The organism is Streptomyces siamensis, assembly GCF_039543605.1.
Lineage (GTDB): Bacteria > Actinomycetota > Actinomycetes > Streptomycetales > Streptomycetaceae > Streptomyces > Streptomyces siamensis.
The window spans coordinates 13,034-30,691 of record NZ_BAABKB010000048.1; the positions used below are offsets into that span (position 1 = coordinate 13,034).

The 17,658-nt window shown below is 72.9% G+C and carries 11 protein-coding genes; 6 read left to right on the forward strand and 5 right to left on the reverse strand.

Annotated elements, in window-relative coordinates:
• Positions 1-382 precede the first annotated feature (382 nt).
• The 6 genes from ABEB03_RS42895 (at position 383) to ABEB03_RS42920 (ending at position 10,476) form a co-directional block, all read left to right on the forward strand.
• The gene (locus ABEB03_RS42895) at positions 383-4,207 is read left to right on the forward strand and encodes an SCO5717 family growth-regulating ATPase (protein WP_345658519.1); all 3,825 of its coding nucleotides are present in this window, start codon (positions 383-385) and stop codon (positions 4,205-4,207) included.
• A gap of 309 nt (positions 4,208-4,516) precedes the next feature.
• Positions 4,517-6,361: an ABC transporter substrate-binding protein gene (locus ABEB03_RS42900; protein ID WP_345658520.1), complete on the forward strand. Its 1,845-nt coding sequence runs from the start codon at positions 4,517-4,519 to the stop codon at positions 6,359-6,361.
• 77 nt (positions 6,362-6,438) lie between these two features.
• Positions 6,439-7,506 carry an ABC transporter permease gene (locus tag ABEB03_RS42905; RefSeq protein ID WP_345658521.1) on the forward strand — a complete coding sequence of 356 codons (1,068 nt, stop codon included), beginning with the start codon at positions 6,439-6,441 and terminating at the stop codon, positions 7,504-7,506.
• A gap of 23 nt (positions 7,507-7,529) precedes the next feature.
• Entirely contained in the window at positions 7,530-8,468 is a 939-nt protein-coding gene (locus ABEB03_RS42910; protein WP_345658656.1) for an ABC transporter permease, read from the forward strand.
• The gene (locus tag ABEB03_RS42915) at positions 8,465-9,466 is read left to right on the forward strand and encodes an ABC transporter ATP-binding protein (protein WP_345658522.1); all 1,002 of its coding nucleotides are present in this window, start codon (positions 8,465-8,467) and stop codon (positions 9,464-9,466) included. Before ABEB03_RS42910 ends, ABEB03_RS42915 begins: the two co-directional genes overlap by 4 nt.
• On the forward strand, positions 9,463-10,476 hold the full coding sequence (locus ABEB03_RS42920) for an ABC transporter ATP-binding protein (protein ID WP_345658523.1): 1,014 nt from the start codon (positions 9,463-9,465) through the stop codon (positions 10,474-10,476). Before ABEB03_RS42915 ends, ABEB03_RS42920 begins: the two co-directional genes overlap by 4 nt.
• Positions 10,477-10,549: 73 nt before the next feature.
• Here the strand turns inward: ABEB03_RS42920 and ABEB03_RS42925 are convergent, their stop codons facing one another.
• From ABEB03_RS42925 to ABEB03_RS42945, 5 genes are all read right to left on the reverse strand, one after another.
• Positions 10,550-11,518, reverse strand: coding sequence for a bifunctional riboflavin kinase/FAD synthetase (locus ABEB03_RS42925; RefSeq protein ID WP_028802535.1), 969 nt, complete (start codon positions 11,516-11,518; stop codon positions 10,550-10,552).
• 144 nt (positions 11,519-11,662) lie between these two features.
• Positions 11,663-15,604: a trypsin-like peptidase domain-containing protein gene (locus tag ABEB03_RS42930; RefSeq protein WP_345658524.1), complete on the reverse strand. Its 3,942-nt coding sequence runs from the start codon at positions 15,602-15,604 to the stop codon at positions 11,663-11,665.
• 292 nt (positions 15,605-15,896) lie between these two features.
• A complete protein-coding gene (gene truB / locus ABEB03_RS42935) occupies positions 15,897-16,805 on the reverse strand; it encodes a tRNA pseudouridine(55) synthase TruB (RefSeq protein WP_345658525.1) in 909 nt (302 codons plus the stop codon).
• Entirely contained in the window at positions 16,802-17,248 is a 447-nt protein-coding gene (rbfA, locus tag ABEB03_RS42940; RefSeq protein ID WP_095937010.1) for a 30S ribosome-binding factor RbfA, read from the reverse strand. The genes truB and rbfA overlap by 4 nt, the downstream gene beginning before the upstream one ends.
• Positions 17,249-17,295: 47 nt before the next feature.
• Positions 17,296-17,592 (reverse strand): DUF503 domain-containing protein, encoded by a 297-nt coding sequence (locus ABEB03_RS42945; protein ID WP_028802531.1) that lies wholly within the window; start codon positions 17,590-17,592, stop codon positions 17,296-17,298.
• Between the last annotated feature and the right edge of the window lie 66 nt (positions 17,593-17,658).

Consider the following 17,658-nt stretch of genomic DNA (forward strand, 5'->3'; position numbering starts at 1 on the left):
GGTGGCGGGGGAGCCCCCTACTATGCATGCCGCTTGATCGTGTACATACAGCGGGCAGCGGGTCTGTCGCGATGGCTTCGTTTGTCCGCATTGAAGGTCAATAGTGAGCGTGCGCAAGCCACTTCTGGGCAGGGTGTGACGGAGCGGGCGGCCGCGGTGGGGTGGGCGGGCCTGCCCTTGTGACAGTCATGGTGATTAGGCTGGGACAGGGCGCGACGCCAGAACCCGTGGAGGGGCCGCTCGCGTCTCAGGGGGAGCCGGGTCAATTCGGACGACCTCGTACGACTTCGGACGACCAAAAGCGTCAACGGACGCCGGCGGACGACAAGAAATCGGTCGCCCCGGCACGGCTTGAGGGTGCTCGACCACACCAGGAGGAATTGTGAACAGCGATCGGGACGGGATCCGCGGGGGCTGGGCCACACCCGGCGATGACCAGTCCGACGCGGAGTCCGCCGTCGAGACGACGGGCGAGTTCACCATCGACTACGCGCCGCCCGCCTGGTACACGCAGAACGCGTCGGGGACTCCGGCGAACTCCGGTGGTACGGAGGAGGAAGCGGAGGCGGCGCCGGCTCCCTCGGCCGCTGCGGACCCCTCGGCTCCGTCAACTCCCCCGGTGTCCGAGGCTCCTTCGGGCCCCGCGGCTCCTGAGGCCCTTTCAGCGGCGCAGGAGACGGCGGAGGCACCTGCCTCGCAGGCTCCGGGTGCGGCGCCCGTCGCGGACGCCGGAAGTCCGACGGCGCTGCCGGACATTCCCGTGGGCGGGTACCAGAGCCAGTGGGCGCCGCCTCCGGCCGCTGCGGTGGCCCCGGTTCCCTCGCCGGCACCCGTCGCTCCCATGGGCGCCTCCGACGAGATCGAGCCCGGCAACGGCGACCTGGAGAGCGGCGCCACCATGCGGATCTCCCCTGTCGCGCTGAAGCGGGAGTTCGCGGAGCGTGCCGCCGCCGCGGGCCAGGAGCAGCCCGAGAACGCGGGCGGGTCCGGGGCCGGGTCCGAGCCGGGACCGGATGCTCCGGCCACGGCCGACGTCACGTCCGCACCCGGCTCCGCCGCGGCGGACGCCGACTCCGCCGCGGACGCTTCCGCGGGTTCCGAAGCAGCGGAGGCCCACGTCGGAGACGACGTGCGGCACGTCGACGCGCAGGAGGACGCACCGGAGACGGTGAGCGAGGCGGACGCCGCCGCCGACACCGAGGACGTCGTGGACGGCGGTTCCGACGTGGGTGCCGAGGACGGCGCGGCGGACGAGCCGGCGGCGGAGGCTGCCGGAGCCGTGGACGACGCGGCCGGCACGACCGACGCCGTCGACGCCTCTGATGTGGCCGACGCCCCCGATGACGCCGATGCGCCTGGTGTCGCCGATGCCTCCGACGGTTCGGACGGTTCGGACCGTTCCGAGGCTTCCGGAGAGGCTGATGTCGTCGCGGACGTCGTGGCGCCGGTCTCCGCCGACGCGGGCGACGGGACCGGCGAGGTCGCCGACGCCGTACCGGACGACGCGGTCCCCGGCAGGGCCGACGGCGCCGTGAGCGACGCCGTCCATGACGACGTACGTGACGAGGCGGGCGACGAGGCCCGTGACGACGTGAGCGACGCGGTGCCGCAGGACGCCGACGCGGCCGACGCGCAGCCCGAGGACGCCCGGCCGCTGGACGAGCCCCGGGACGCCGTGCCCGTCGACCGACCCGGCGCGCCCGAGGCCGTGCAGGACGCGCCTCCCGCCTGGGCTCCCCCGCCGCTGCCGCAGGGCGGGCTGCCGCCCCTGCCGCCCGCGTACCAGCCGGCCGCTCCCGCTCCCGCGGCCCAGTGGCCGGCGTCCGACGAGTCCGCGACGCCCGAGCCCCCGGTGGCCGAGCCCGCACGGGCACAGGCGCCGCCGCAGATCCAGCCGTCGGCGCCCGCCCCGGGACAGCCGTTCCAGCCGCCCGCCCCGGCGCCCGGGCAACCGTTCCAGCCCCCCGCCCCGGCGCCCGGCCAGCCCTTCCAGCCCCCCGCCCCGGCGCCCGGCCAGGCCTTCCAGCCTCCCGCGCCCGCCCCGGCCCCGGCTCCCGGCCGGCCGTTCCAGCCGCCGGCCCCGCAGCCCGCGCCTCCCGCGTGGCCCTCTTCCGGTGGGCCCGCGTCGATGCCGCCGGCGCAGGGACCCGTGTCGGTGACGCCGCCCGCCCACGACAACCCCGTTCCGGTTCCGCCGCAGAGTCACGCACCGGCGCCGGGTGTCCCTGCCCCTGAAGCGCCCGCCGCGGCCTCCGCTCCGGTCCCGCCGCAGGGCGGCTACGGCTTCCCCAAGCCGAGCACTCCGGCCCCGAGCCCCACCCCGCAGGGCAGCTACGGCTTCCCGCAACCGGGCTCTCCGGCCCCCGCGCCGACGCCGACCGCCGCCCCTGAACCGCCGGCCCCCGCTGCCGCCAACCCGCCCGCTCCGGGCTCCGGTTACGGCTTCCCGCAGCCGGGCGCACCGGCCCAGGACGCGCCGGTGCCCAACCCGCCCGCCCCGGCGCCCGGTTACGGCTTCCCGCAGCCGACCACGCCCCCGGCGGCGCCGCAGACTCAGGGTGCGCAGCAGGGCTACGGATTCCCGCAGGCCCCCGCCGCCCCGGTCCCGCAGCCCGGCTTCGACCTCCCCCGGCCGGCCGCGACACCCGCGCAGTCGGAGGCGCCCGGTGCGGCGCAGCCACCGCTCCCGTCGGCGCAGCCGGCTCCTCCCCACCCGGCCCAGCCGGGACCGGCGCAGCAGCAGCCCGCCGCCCCGCACGTGCCGCAGCAGCCCACGGGTGCCGCTCCCGTCGATCCCCGTACGGGGACGGCCTGGCCGCAGCCCGTACAGCACGACCAGCGCCAGCCCACCAACCCGGGGGCGGCCCCGCTCGGCTACACCGCCGCGGTGGAGCTCTCCTCCGACCGACTGCTCAACAACAAGAAGCAGAAGCCCAAGAGCGGTCGTCCCGCCGCCGCGTCGTCGCGGTTCAAGCTGGGCGGCAAGAAGGAGGAGGCCGAGCGGCAGCGGAAGCTGGAGCTGATCCGTACGCCGGTGCTGTCGTGCTACCGCATCGCCGTGATCAGCCTCAAGGGCGGTGTGGGCAAGACGACCACGACCACCGCGCTCGGTGCGACGCTGGCCAGCGAGCGTCAGGACAAGATCCTCGCGATCGACGCCAACCCGGACGCCGGTACGCTCGGCCGCCGCGTGCGCCGCGAGACCGGCGCCACGATCCGTGACCTCGTCCAGGCGATCCCGTACATCAACTCGTACATGGACATCAGGCGGTTCACCTCCCAGGCCCCCTCCGGGCTGGAGATCATCGCCAATGACGTCGACCCGGCCGTGTCCACGACCTTCAACGACGAGGACTACCGGCGCGCCATCGACGTCCTGGGCAAGCAGTACCCGATCATCCTGACCGACTCGGGCACCGGTCTGCTGTACAGCGCCATGCGCGGTGTGCTCGACCTCGCCGACCAGCTCATCATCATCTCGACGCCGTCCGTCGACGGTGCGAGCAGCGCCAGTACGACGCTGGACTGGCTGTCCGCGCACGGGTACGCGGACCTCGTGTCCCGGTCCATCACGGTGATCTCCGGAGTGCGCGAGACCGGCAAGATGATCAAGGTGGACGACATCGTCAGCCACTTCGAGACGCGCTGCCGCGGCGTCGTGGTCGTGCCGTTCGACGAGCACCTGTCCGCGGGTGCCGAGGTGGACCTCGACATGATGCGGCCCAAGGTGCGGGAGGCCTACTTCAACCTCTCGGCGATGGTGGCCGAGGACTTCGCGCGGCACCAGCAGTCGCACGGGCTGTGGACGAACGACGGCAACCCGCCGCCGGTCGCCGCCCCGCCGATGCCGGGTCAGTACGTCCCCGGGCAGCCCGTCCCTGGGCAGCCTGTCCCCGGGCAGCAGGCTCCGGGGCAGCACAACCCCGGACAGGTTCCGCAGCCGGGCGGCCCGCAGCCCGGACAGCCGTACGGCCAGCCCTACCCGCAGCCGGGACAGCCCTACCCGGCGCAGCCCGGTCAGGCGTACCCGCAGCCGAGCCTGCCGCCGCAGGCCCCCCAGGGCCAGGCCCCGCAGCCACAGCCGCAGCCGCAGCCGGGACAGCCTTACGCGCAGCCCGGGCAGCCGTACCCGCCCGCGCAGCCGGCACCGGGGCAGCCGTACCAGCCGAACCAGGGCCAGACGCCTCCCCCGCCGCCTCAGCACTAACCCGATCGGCCCCTCCTGGGGGACCGATTCACGCTCGGGCCCGCACCGTCCACGGACGGTGCGGGCCCTTCGCGTGTGCAGGGACGTCTTGAGCCGTCAGGCCGTCACCAGGGCAGCTTCACCGGTCTGAACCAATGAGCGAAAAATCCGCGCCAACTCGTTATTTCCGCAGGCCACATGGGGTTCATGTGCCGTTGACTCGCGTCGACCGCCGCTGATAGACACACACATCAACCCCGCCGGCGCCATCCCGATCAAGTCGTTCAACCAGCCATCTCTGCGCAAGCGATGACGTGAGGTCACCGACCCATGAACACACAGGATCAGCACCACAGAGGGCTCCTGCGTCCGCGGCTCGTCGCCGCCGCAGGTGCCGCAGCGCTCACCCTCACCGCCGGTCTGGCGACCCCGCTCAACCCGGCGCCGCACCAGGCCCAGGCCAAGGAGAACAAGAAGGTCCTCACCGTCGCGGTCGCGCAGAGCGTCGACTCGCTGAGTCCGTTCCTGGCGTCACGGCTGGTCAGCACGAGCATCCACCGGCTCATGTACGAGTACCTGACCAACTACGACCCGGCGGACAACCACGCGATCCCCGGCCTCGCCACCAAGTGGGAACCGTCCGCCGACAAGCTCACCTGGACCTACACGATCCGGTCGAACTCGAAGTGGTCGGACGGTCAGCAGGCCACCGCCGAGGACGCGGCCTGGACGTTCAACAAGATGATGACCGACGAGGGCGCGGCCACCGCGAACGGCAGCTTCGTCGGCAACTTCAAGAAGGTCACGGCCCCCAGCGCCACCAAGCTCGTCATCGAGCTGAAGAAGCCGCAGGCCACGATGGCCGCGCTCGACGTGCCGATCGTGCCCAAGCACGTCTGGGAGAAGGTCGGGGACTTCACGAAGTTCAACAACGACAAGCAGTTCCCGATCGTCGGCAACGGGCCGTTCATCCTGACGGACTACAAGCCGGACAGCTACGTACGCCTGAAGCCCAACAAGAGCTTCTGGCGGGGCGCCCCCAAGTTCGACGAGCTGGTCTTCAAGTACTACAAGGACGGCGACGCGGCCGTCGCGGCCCTCCAGAAGGGCGAGGTGTCCTTCGTCTCCGGCCTCACGCCGGCCCAGTCGACGGCGCTCAAGAGCCAGCAGAACATCAAGGTGAACGACGCCCCCGGCCGCCGCTTCTACGCCCTCGCCACCAACCCCGGTGCCCAGGCGAAGAACGGCAAGAAGTTCGGTGACGGCGCCGAGTCGCTGCTCGACCAGAAGGTGCGGCAGGCGCTCTTCCTCGCGATCGACCGCAAGACCCTCATCGACAAGGTCTTCCAGGGCCACGCCGTGGCGGGCGAGGGCTACATCCCGCCGCGCTTCTCGACGTACTTCTGGAAGCCGGAGGCGAGCCAGCAGCTGGCGTACGACCCGGCCAGGGCCGCGAAGCTCCTCGACGAGGCGGGCTACAAGAAGAACGGCGACGGCAAGCGCGTCGAGAAGAACGGCAAGCCGATCAACTACCGGGTCCTCTGCCACGCCACCGACCCGAACGACAAGGCGGTCGGACAGTACCTGAAGGAGTGGTACGGCAAGCTGGGCATCGGTGTCACCCTCAACTGCCTGGACAACGTGACCGACCCCTGGCTGGCGGGCACCTACGACCTGGCGTTCGACGGCTGGTCCGTCAACCCCGACCCCGACTTCGTCCTGTCGATCCACACCTGCGGGGCGCTGCCCGCCACCCCCAAGGACACCGGGGCCACGGACAACTTCATCTGCGACAAGAAGTACGACGAGCTGTACGACCAGCAGCTCGCCGAGTACGACACCGCCAAGCGGGCGGACATCGTCAAGCAGATGGAGTCGCGGCTGTACGACACCGGGTACATGAACGTCATGGCGTACCCGAACGCGGTCGAGGCCTACCGCACCGACCAGATCAAGTCGATCGAGACGATGCCGAAGGCCGCGGGCAACATCTACGGCCAGGACGGTTACTGGAGCTGGTGGTCGGCGGTCCCGGCGGGGTCCTCCGGTGAGTCCTCCGACAGTTCGAGCTCGACGGGCGTCATCATCGGCATCGTCGCGGGCGTCGTCGTCCTCGCGGGCATCGGGGCGTTCTTCGCGATGCGGAGGCGCTCGACGGCCGAGGACCGTGAGTAGGACCCGCATCGCCCCCGAGGGAACCCCCGGGAACACATGCGGGGTCCCCCATGAACGCACGAGCGAATGAGTAGTCCATGACCGCTGAGGCAACACCCTCGCTGGTCGAGGCGACCGACGGTCCGGCGGAAGCCGGGCCGTCGGTCCGCGGGCCCAGGGCGCGTACCAGAACCGCGTATCTGCGGTATGTGGCCGGCAAGTTGGGCGGCGCGGCCGTCTCCCTGCTGGCCGTCCTCGTCACCAGCTTCTTCCTGTTCCGGCTCATCCCCGGCGACCCGGTCAAGTACATGACGGGCGGCCGTCAGGTGTCCGCCGAGCAACTCGCCAACTATCGCAAGGAGTTCGGGCTCGACCTTCCGATGTGGGAGCAGTTCACGGACTACTGCGGCAAGGCGCTCACCGGCGATCTCGGCACCTCGTACCAGTTCCGGGCCCCCGTCATCGACAAGATCACCGAGGCGCTGCCGAACACCCTGCTGCTCACCGGCACGGCGTTCGTGCTCTACACCGCGCTCGGCATCTTCATCGGCACGCGCTCCGCGTGGCGCAACGGCGGGCTGAGCGACCGGGTCAACACCGGTCTCGCGCTGACCCTTTACTCCATTCCGTCCTTCTGGCTGGGCCTGCTCCTCATCATCGTGTTCTCGGTGGGCATGGGCCCCATCCCCGGTCTCTTCCCCACCGGGGGCATGGAGTCGGGGGGCAAGGAGGGTTTCGCGTACGTCATGGACGTGGCCCACCATCTGATCCTCCCGGTGGTGACACTGGTCGCGGTCGAGTACGGGCAGACCCTGCTCGTCACGCGATCGGCCCTGCTCGACGAGATGGGCAGCGACTATCTGACGACCGCCAGGGCGAAGGGGCTGCGGGACGACCTCGTTCGCCGTCGGCACGCCGTGCCCAACGCGCTGCTGCCGACCGTGACGCTGATCTTCATCAACCTCGGCCGGACGGTCGCGGGAGTGATCCTCGTCGAGACCGTCTTCTCCTGGCCGGGCCTCGGCGGGCTCTTCTACCAGGCGCTGAGCGTGCCGGACCTGCCCCTGGTGCAGGGGCTGTTCTTCGTCTTCGCGGCAGCAGTGATCGTGATGAACACGCTCGCCGACCTGATCTATCCGCTGCTGGACCCACGGGTGGGCCGATGACCACGACCGAGTCGGACGGGCCGATGACGACCGAACCCACGGCGGCTTCGAAGGGCGTCCCCACGACGGCGAGGAGCCCCCGTGCCCTCGCCTGGCAGCGCCGCCGTCATTCCGCCGCCCGTTTCTGGAAGCAGTACCGCACCCACCACGCCGGCGTCTTCGGACTCGCCGCCCTCGGGCTCTGCGCGCTCATCGCGCTGACCGCGCCGCTGACCGTCGGCTCCGACGTGCAGAGCGTGACCGACGCACCGGGCGATCCCATGGAGAGCCCGAGCACCGAATTCCCGCTGGGAACTGACCAGTTCGGGCGCAATCTGCTCGGGCTCGTGGTGTGGGGCGCCCGGGTCTCGCTGCTCGTGGGACTGCTCGCCGCCGTGCTCTCGGTCGCGATCGGCGCGCTCATCGGCATCACCGCCGGACACTTCAAGGGCTGGTACGCGACCGTGATGATGCGGATCACGGACTGGTTCCTGGTGATGCCCACACTGGTCCTCGCGATCGCGCTGGCCACCGTCATGAGCCGGTCGCTCGGCACGATCATCCTGGCGATCGGCGTGACGACCTGGCCGACGACGGCGCGTCTGGTGCGCGCGCAGACCCTGGCGGTGGAGTCGCGGCCGTACATCGAACGGGCCAAGGCGCTCGGCGGCGGACACTGGCACATCATGACCCGGCACGTGCTGCCCAATGTGATGCCGCTGGTGCTGGCGCAGACGACCCTGATCATCTCCTCCGCGATCCTCGCCGAGGCGACCCTCGCCTTCCTCGGGCTCGGTGATCCCACGGTGGTGTCATGGGGCGGGCTGCTCCAGGACGCTCGGGAGGCCGGCGCGGTCAGCGCCGGGAAATGGTGGTACCTGGTACCGCCCGGTGTCGCGATCGCCGTGGTCGCGCTGGCGTTCACGCTGTGCGGGCGCGCCGTCGAGTCCGTCCTCAACCCCAAGCTGGGAGTGGCACGTTGACCCTGCTGGAGGTCAGGAACCTCGAAGTGACCTATGCGGGCGGCGCGGCCGCCGTCCGCGGCGTGGACCTGTCGCTCGACGCGGGCCAGAAGCTCGGTGTGGCGGGCGAGTCCGGCTGCGGCAAGTCCACGCTGGCGCTCGCGCTGCTGCGGCTGCTTCCCGCGGGGACGCGAACGAGCGGGGAGATCCTGCTCGACGGCGAGGACGTCCTGAAGATGAAGTGGGGGCAGGTGCGGGCGGTGCGCTGGGCGGGCGCCTCGATCGTCTTCCAGGGCGCCATGCACTCGCTGAACGCGGTCCACCGCATCGGCGACCAGATCGCCGAGCCGATCCTGCTGCACAGGAAGGCGACGCCCGCGGGCGCCCGGAAGAAGACCGGCGAACTGCTCGAACACGTCGGCCTGCCCGCCGCCCGCGCGAGCGCCTATCCGCACGAACTGTCCGGCGGTCAGCGCCAGCGCGTCATGATCGCCATGGCGCTGGCCTGCGACCCGCGGCTGGTCATCGCCGACGAACCGACCACGGCGCTCGACGTGATGATCCAGGCGCAGATCCTCCGTCTGATCGAGCAGCTGGTCAGCGAGCAGGACCTGGGTCTCGTCATGATCAGCCACGACCTCGCGGTGCTGGCCGACACCTGTGACCGCCTCGCCGTGATGTACGCGGGCCGCGTCGTCGAGGAGGGCCCGGCCCGGCAGGTGTACGAGGACGCCCGGCACCCGTACGGCAAGGCCCTGTCGGCCGCCTTCCCCCGTATCGGCGACACGGCGTCCCGGTTCGCGCCGCGCGGGCTGCCGGGCGATCCGCCGGACCCGTCCGCGCTGCCGTCCGGATGCACGTTCCACCCGAGGTGCCCGGTGGCCCTGGACTCCTGCATGACCGAGGACCAGGAGCTCCGCGACGCGGGCACGGCGCGGTGGGCGGCCTGTGTGCACGCGGGCGCGTCGGTACCCCAGCCGGGCAGCCCGGCGGAAGAAGCCAGGAGCAGCACGCCATGACCACTGACACCGCTGACACCGCCGCGCCGGCCGCTCCGCTGCTGCGCGCAGAGGACCTGCACGTCTCGTTCGCCGGGCGCAACGGCGCCGCCCGCGCGCGGGCGGTCGACGGCGTCGACCTCGACATCCGGCGCGGCGAGATCGTCGCCCTGGTCGGCGAGTCGGGCTGCGGCAAGACGACACTCGCGCGCTCGCTCCTCGGTCTCGTCCCGCCGACCGGCGGGCACGTCACCTTCGACGGCAAGCCGCTCGACTACTCCTCGCGCGCCCTGAAGGCGTACCGCAAACGCGTCCAACTCGTCCTCCAGGACCCGAGCGGCTCGCTCAACCCCCGGCACACCGTGTATGACGCGGTGGCGGAGGGTCTGCGCATCCACGGGTACGGCGGGGACGAGCGGGCGGCCGTCGCGGAGGCCCTCTCCCGGGCCGGACTGCGCCCGCCGGAGCGCTTCTTCCTCCGGTACCCGCACGAGCTGTCCGGCGGTCAGCGCCAGCGGGTGGTGATCGCCGGAGCCCTCGTCCTGGAGCCCGAACTCATCGTCGCCGACGAGCCGGTGGCCTCGCTGGACGCGTCGGTGCGCGGCGAGATCCTCGCCCTGCTGCTGCGCCTGCGCACCGAACTCGGCCTGTCCGCCCTGGTGGTGACGCACGACCTGGGTCTGGCGTGGAACATCGCCGACCGGGTCGCGGTGATGTACCTCGGCCGTATCGTCGAGACGGGCGAGGTGGAGCAGGTACTGACGGCGCCCCGGCACCCCTACACCCAGGCCCTGCTCTCCGTGCTGCCGGAGGCACCGGGCGATCCGGTCGTGCTGACGGGCGAGCCCCCGGACCCGTCCCGCATCCCGGCGGGCTGCCGCTTCCACGCCCGCTGCCAGATCCTCGCGAGCGGCGAGGCCGAGCGGGCCGGTGTGGCGGACGCCTGCCGCGGCCGGGACCTGGAGGTGCTCGACGGCGCCGGCGGGACGCAGGTGGCCTGCCACTGGGCCCGGGCGACGGTCGCGGGCTGACCACGACGACGGGGGCGGCCGGTGCTTCGGAGCACCGGCCGCCCCCGTCGTCGTACCGAAGAGTGCTGGGCGACTACGCCGGAGGGGCGGAGTCGGCCTCGTAGGCCTCGATGAGCTCGCGCGACCGCTTCACGTCGTCCCCGATGGCTTCCAGCAGCGCCTCGATCGAGTCGAACCTGGCCTGGCCGCGGACGAAGGCGAGGAAGTCGACGGCGACGTGGAGGCCGTAGAGATCGAGGCCGACGCGGTCGATGGCGTAGGCCTCGACCGTGCGCTCGGTGCCGTCGAACTGCGGGTTCGTGCCGACGGAGATCGCGGCGGGCATCGCCTCGTCCGCGACGTGCAGCCAGCCGGCGTACACGCCGTCCGCGGGGATGGCCGTGTGCGGGAGGGTCTCCACGTTGGCCGTCGGGAAGCCGAGCTCCCGGCCGCGCTGGGCGCCGCGGACGACGACGCCCTCGACGCGGTGCGGGCGGCCGAGGATCTCCCGCGCGCCCTCGACGTCGCCCTCGGCGACGAGCCGCCGGGTCAGGGTCGAGGAGAACGGCTCTCCGCCGCCCGCCTCACCCGTGACGTACAGGTCGACGACCTCGACCTCGAAGTCGTACGTCTCGCCCTGCTCGCGCAGGAAGTCGACGTTGCCCGCGGCCTTGTGTCCGAAGCGGAAGTTCGGGCCCTCGACGACAGCCTTCGCGTGGAGCTTGTCGACCAGGACCTTCACGACGAAGTCGGCGGGCGACAGCTTCGAGAACTCGCTGGTGAAGGGGAGGATGAGCAGCGCGTCCACGCCCAGCTCGGCCATCAGCTCCGCGCGGCGGTGGTGCGGGGCGAGCAGCGGGGGGTGGCTGCCGGGGCGCACGACCTCGCTCGGGTGCGGGTCGAACGTCACGACGACCGACGGCACGCCCAGCTCGCGAGCGCGGTCCACGGCATGCTTGATGATCAGCTGGTGCCCGCGGTGGACTCCGTCGTAGGAGCCGATGGTGACGACGCTGCGCCCCCAGTCCTGGGGGATGTCCTCCAAGCCACGCCAGCGCTGCACTGTGACCGCTCCTTGTCGAACCCGTGTCCGTGATTGCCTCATTCGCAGCTCTAAGGGTGCCATGCCGTGTGCGTTCGGCTTGCATCGGCATCGAGCTGTGACGAGGAGCACGGACCCGGAGCGGGCGGCGGGCGGGGCTCGGGGTCACGCCGGGACCCGGACTCCGGCCAGGTTCTCGATCATGCGGCGGGTGCTCGGTCCTACGACCGCGGCCCATTCCCCGGGGGAACCGGTCAGCCAGCGGGCCAGCAGGACGGCGAATCCCGGGACGTTCCGCGCCAGGTCGACGAGGCCGCGGTCGAAGCCGGTGGCTCCGGCCGGGGTGCGCACGAGGAGAAGGCCTGCCCGGTGCACCAGCTCCCGGGTGGGCTCCTCGCCCCGGCGGTCCGCTCCGTCCGCGGCGGCCTTGAGCAGGCTGCCGAGGACGGCCGGGTCGTGTTCCCGCGCGAGGAGCAGGTCCAGCAGCTCGCGGCGCAGGGGGCGCGACGTGCGGCTGCCGGGCGCCGCGAGAACCTCGGCGAGCGCCGCGCGCACCGGGGTGCGGCAGCCGTCCAGCAGACCACCGACCAGCGGCAGCAGCACGGCGCGTACCGCGGGCCCCTGTTCCAGCCGCCGGTCCACGTACGCGGCGACGTGGGCGGCGGCGTCGGGGCGCAGCTCCACGGCTTCCCGCACCAGTGCGGCGACGCGGCGGGCAAGGGCGGGCGTGGTGACGTCGGCGAGGGTGCGCAGCGTCTCGCCGGTGCCGGGACCCGGGCCGCGCAGCCGGGTCCGGATCGCTTCGAGCACGGGGTCCGGGTGGGTGGTGAGCGCCGCGACCAGCGCGCCCGGGGGGAGGCCCGGGTCGCCGGCGGTGAAGCGGTCCAGGGCCTGCGGGAGGTACCGGGCGCGGGTGCGCGGGTCCCGGACGAGGAGGCCGAGCGCGCCGCCGTGCAGCGTGCAGTCCGCGGGGCGGGAGAGCAGGGCGAGCGCCGCGTAGCGCAGGAGTTCGCGGTCGGCCTCGGTCCGCACGAAGGGCGCGGCCCGCAGTCCGTACGTCACCGCGGCCACGCGCCGTGCGGGCCGCTCGTCGTGCGCCCAGCGGTCCACGGCCCGGCACACGGCCGACGGCTCCTCCTCCGCCAGCACGGCGAGCAGTTCGTCGCCTCGTCGGTGCGCGCTGTCGACCAGCGCCTCGGCCAGGTCGTCCAGTGCCCGTCCCCGGTGCGCGTACAGCAGGGCCTGTGCGGCGGTCGCCACGGTGGCGTGCGGGGCCGCGGGGAGGGGCCGCTCGTCGTCGAACCAGCCCGTCAGGTGTCGCTGTACGGCGGTGGGGTCGGCGGCGAGCAGTCGGGCGACGGCGTCCAGGCAGCGCGGGGCCGTCGGAGCGGCACGGAACCCGCTCTCGCGCGCACCGCGCGTGGCAGCGTCCCCGACACCTCCGGTGCCCCCGACATCCCCGGTGCCCCCGAGATCCGTGGTGGCCCCGACGCCCCCGGTGCCCCCGGTGCCCCCAGCGTCCGCGGTCCCCGGGAAGCCGTCCCGCGGTGCCGTCGGACGCGCGGCCGGCCGGGCTGTCTCGTCGGCGCCCCCGGGAGCCCTGGGGCGGCGTGGTACTTCCGTGCCCCCGGCAACGCCCGCACGGCGCGCCTCGTCCGCGACCACCAGTCGCCTCAGCAGGTCGAACCGCTCGGTGTCGGGGACGGGCAACGCCTCCCAGAAACCGGGCCCGAACTCCGCGGGTACGCCCCGCCCGGTCTCCCGCCAGGTCACGATCCGCTCGGCGAGCCGGCGCAGCACGCCGATGTACGGCATCGCGTCGGGCACCCGCAGCAGCACCTCCGCGCAGAGCCGGGTCGCCCACCAGGCGGGGTCGCCGAGCGGTCCGGGGGTCTTCGGCAGCAGGTCGTCCACGGCGTCGGCCAGGTCGTCCAGCCGGCGGGCCAGTTCGGCGGCGCCCTGCTGCCGGGCCAGGAGGAGCAGCGTCTCCACGACGGGGCCGATGCGGTGACGGGGTACGGGGACCGCGCGGGCGTCGGCGGTCCTGGCGGGCCGGGAACGGCGCGAGGGTGTCGTTCGCTGGGCGGGCACCTGCGGCGACGCCGGTGGGCGCCTGCGGTGCACGAGGGCGCGCAGAGCCGGCTCCAGGTCGAGGTGGGTGCCCTGGATCCAGTCGGCGAGCTCCTCGTAGGCGAACCGGTAGCCGTCGCCCGCGGGGACGAGGAGGCCCTCTGTGAGGACGGCGGAGGCCCAGCCGCAGGTCCCGGCGAGCCGTCCTCCGGGAACGGGCCCCCAGGGGAAGACGGTCTCGAAGGACGCGCGATCCAGCTCGCCCTGCCCCGGGCCCAGACAGCGCCGCGCGGCCTCGTGGACCTGGCGGGAGACAAGGGCGGCGAGTCTGCGCACCGCGTTGCCCCGCACGCCGTTCGCCGCGGCGAGGCGCACCGCGACGCGCAGACACATCAGGTCGAGGTAGGCGGAGAACACCTCGTCCCGGTCGGGACGCCCGGCCGGATCGCCGGGCAGCGCGGCCCGCACCTCGGAGAACAGCCGCAGGACGAGCGGGTGGCGTGCGTCGGCTCCGGCGAGCGCGCCTTCGGCGATCCCGGCGCGGGCCCGGGCGAGCCGTGCCTCGTCCTCCGTCAGGTCCCCCAGGGGTACGCAGGCGGGCAGCCGCCCTTGCGGGGATGCGGTCCCCGGGGCCGCGCCGTGCAGCAGGTCGGCGGGGAAGCCGGCACCCGCCTGCTCCCAGTACTCGGCACGGCATCCGACGACGAGCCGTGCCCCTGTCTCGCGCAGCCAGTCGGCGGTCCCGGCGGTCCATTCGGGCAGCCGGTGGGCGAGGTCGGGGGGCATCTCCTCGGGGCCGTCGAGGAGGAGCAGCAGCGGCCGCCCCGTCCCGCGCGCCAGCCCGGCCAGCCGCTCGGGCCCGATGTCGCCCAGCTCTCCCTCGTACCTGCCGGGCGGCAGGAGACCGGCGTCGGGCGGGATCCCCGGGACCGTCGCCGACTCACCGGCGGGGTCGGCGGCCGGTGAGTCGTCCGCCAGATCTCCCTGAGAGGGGCCCCGGGCGGCTTCTTGTTCCTCTCCCGGCGCCGCCACGATGCGGCCCGCCCTCTCCAGCGCCCGCGTCGCCGCGTCGGCCACCGAGGTGTCGGTGCCGAGCAGGTCGGCGCCGCGCAGCCATAGCGTGAGGGCCGGTTCGGCGCCCGAGGTGCGGCGGGCGGCCAGGGCCGCCAGTTCCGTCGTACGGCCGCTGCCGGGCCGGCCGACGAGCCCGAGGACGGCGGCCGGTCCGTCCTCGAAAGCGGTGAACTCCCGGACGACGTCGGCCCGTTCGACAGGACCCCGCCCGGTGCCGCCGGAGCCGAGGGTGGCCGTCGCGCCCGGCCCGTCCGAACCCACCGAGGTCGCGGTGAGTTCCAGAGCGCCCGCCAGGTTCAGGTCCGCGCCATACGCAGGTACGGAGGCCGCGTTCCGGGCGAGCAGCGCGGCGAGAGCCGGCACGCCGCGCAGCGGGACCGCGAAGCCGGCGGCCCGGTGCCCGGTGTGCAGGGCGGTGCCGAGCACCGCGACGACCGCACCGGTCGCCGCGTCGAGGACCGGCCCCCCGGCCGCTCCCCCGCCGAGCCGGAGCGCGTCCGCGCCCGCGGTGCCGATGGCCAGCTCCTGGACGTCGCCGAGGAGGTGGTAACGGTCCGTGGCCGTGTACGTGGCGGGGGAGGTGCCGAGCAGGCGCGCCTCGCGCCAGCCGCCGGCGGCGATCCGGACGTACGTGCCGGTCGCGATCCTGTCCCGCACGGTGACGGGGAGCGGGTCGAGGCCGAGACCTTCGGTGCGTACGAGTGCCAGATCGGCGTCGGGGAGCGGGGTCACGGCGTCGGCGGTGACGACGCAGGTGCGGTCACCGGGGGCGTGCAGGACGAGGCGGGCCAGACCGTCGACGGCCTCGTGGCTGGTGATCACCGTGCCGTGGTGGTCGGCGGCGAAACCCGTGCCGCGGGGACGGCCCGCCAGGTCGCAGATACGCACCAGGGCCGTGTCCCGCGCATCGCCGCGGTCGTCCGCCGGCTGCCGGCCCACGGTCCGCGGGCCCCGTCCCGCCATGCTCGAACCTCCCCGCCGTGCTCCTTCTTCCGAAGGTAGGCGTGAGGTGATCAGCGGGACAGATCGCGCGGCGAACGCGCCCCCTTCCACACCCTCGGTTCACTCCGAGCGCCCGCCCGAAGGGGTGAACAGGCGGGGGTGGGTGGATACACCCTTGGGTGGGGGAACCGAGGGGGGACCGTGGAGCGGCGGACACGAGACCCCGTGACCGCCGCTCCTCGGGCAGCACTCCCCCGCACCACGCCCCACGGCCCGACCGGGGGCCGAAGGGGCTAGGGCTGCCTAGGCGGCCCTAGGCGCCGAACACCGCCAGGCTCTTCGCCTTGCCCCGCTGTTCCTCGACGAGGGCCAGGAAGACCCCGTCGCGGTCGAAGACCGCCACGGCGCCCTTGCCCGCGTACTCCTCGGGCATCTCCAGCCGCACGCCGTTCAGCAGCAGCCGCGCCCGCTTGGCGTCCACGTCCCAGCGCGGGAACGCGGCAGCGGCGGCCTCGGCGATCGGCATCACGGTCAGCTCCTCCTGGAGCTGGTCGAGGGTGCGCGCCGAGTCCAGCTTGTACGGGCCGACGCGCGTGCGGCGCAGGGCGGTCAGGTGACCGCCGACGCCGAGATCCGCGCCCAGGTCGCGGGCGAGCGCCCGGATGTAGGTGCCGGACGAGCAGACGACCGAGACGACCAGGTCGAGCACGGGCGTGCCGTCCTCGGCGACGGCGTCACGGACGTCGTACACGGCGAACGACGAGATCGTCACCGGCCGGGCCGGGATCTCGAATTCCTCGCCCTCGCGTGCCCGCTTGTACGAGCGCACGCCGTCGATCTTGATGGCGCTGACCTTGGACGGCACCTGCATGATGTCGCCGGTCAGCTTGGCGATCCCGGCGTCGACGGCGTCACGCTTCACGCCGGAGGCGTCGGTGGACGACGTGATCTCGCCCTCCGCGTCGTCCGTCAGCGTGTTCTGGCCGAGCCTGATCGTGCCGAGGTACTCCTTCTCGGTCAGCGCGAGGTGTCCGAGGAGCTTGGTCGCCTTCTCGACGCCGAGGACGAGTACGCCCGTCGCCATGGGATCGAGGGTTCCGGCATGTCCGACGCGGCGGGTCCTGGCGATCCCGCGCATCTTGGCGACCACGTCGTGCGAAGTGAAGCCCGACGGCTTGTCCACGATGACAAGCCCGTCGGGCGTCCGGTGCTTCTGGGTCATTCGGCGGCGTCGTCCTCGTCCTCGCCCGGCTTCTTGTACGGGTCGGCGTCACCGGCGAAGGTGGCGCCCGCCGAGACCTCGCGCACCTTCGCGTCCGAGGCGCGCGCCTTGTCGAGCAGGTCCTCGATGGTCCGGGCGGTGTCGGGCAGGGCGTCCGCGACGAACGTCAGGGTCGGCGTGAACTTCACACCGGCCGCCGCGCCGACCGCGGAGCGAAGCACGCCCTTGGCGCTCTCCAGGCCCGCGGCGGCCGCCGCGCGCTCCTCGTCGTCCCCGTACACCGTGTAGAAGACGGTCGCCTCCCGGAGGTCCCCGGTGACCCGGGTGTCCGTGATGGTGACGTGCGTACCGAGCCGCGGGTCCTTGATCCCGCGCTGCAGCTTCTGGGCCACCACCTCTCGGATGAGGTCCGCCAGCCTCTTAGCCCGCGCGTTGTCGGCCACTGGTCCGTCTCCCTCGTTCTTCCTGTTCTGCGTTTCAAGCTTGTGTGTCACTCGTCGTCGTCGCCGTGGAAGCGCCGCCTCACGGACAGCAGCTCCACCTCGGGACGCCCGGCGACCAGTCGTTCGCACCGGTCCAGCACGTCGGTCAGATGGCCGGCGTCCCCGGACACCACCGCGAGGCCGATTCCGGCCCTGCGATGCAGGTCCATGTGGTCGACCTCCGCCGCGCTCACCGCGTACTTGCGCTGGAGCTCGGCCACGATCGGACGGACGACGGAGCGCTTCTCCTTCAGCGACCGTACGTCGCCGAGCAGGAGGTCGAAGGACAGAGTCCCCACGTACATATGTGTATCCGGATGTCCCGCCGGTACGGGGTAGATGGCCCGAGCAGATGCTTGCCCGGGACATCA

Excerpts from the sequence above, each read along its gene's own strand:
- ABEB03_RS42910 (WP_345658656.1), top strand. The coding sequence starts at position 7,530 with ATGACGACCGAACCCACGGCGGCTTCGAAGGGCGTCCCCACGACGGCG.
- ABEB03_RS42905 (WP_345658521.1), top strand. The coding sequence starts at position 6,439 with ATGACCGCTGAGGCAACACCCTCGCTGGTCGAGGCGACCGACGGTCCG.
- truB (WP_345658525.1), bottom strand. The coding sequence starts at position 16,805 with ATGACCCAGAAGCACCGGACGCCCGACGGGCTTGTCATCGTGGACAAG.
- ABEB03_RS42900 (WP_345658520.1), top strand. The coding sequence starts at position 4,517 with ATGAACACACAGGATCAGCACCACAGAGGGCTCCTGCGTCCGCGGCTC.
- ABEB03_RS42920 (WP_345658523.1), top strand. The coding sequence starts at position 9,463 with ATGACCACTGACACCGCTGACACCGCCGCGCCGGCCGCTCCGCTGCTG.
- ABEB03_RS42945 (WP_028802531.1), bottom strand. The coding sequence starts at position 17,592 with ATGTACGTGGGGACTCTGTCCTTCGACCTCCTGCTCGGCGACGTACGG.
- ABEB03_RS42930 (WP_345658524.1), bottom strand. The coding sequence starts at position 15,604 with ATGGCGGGACGGGGCCCGCGGACCGTGGGCCGGCAGCCGGCGGACGAC.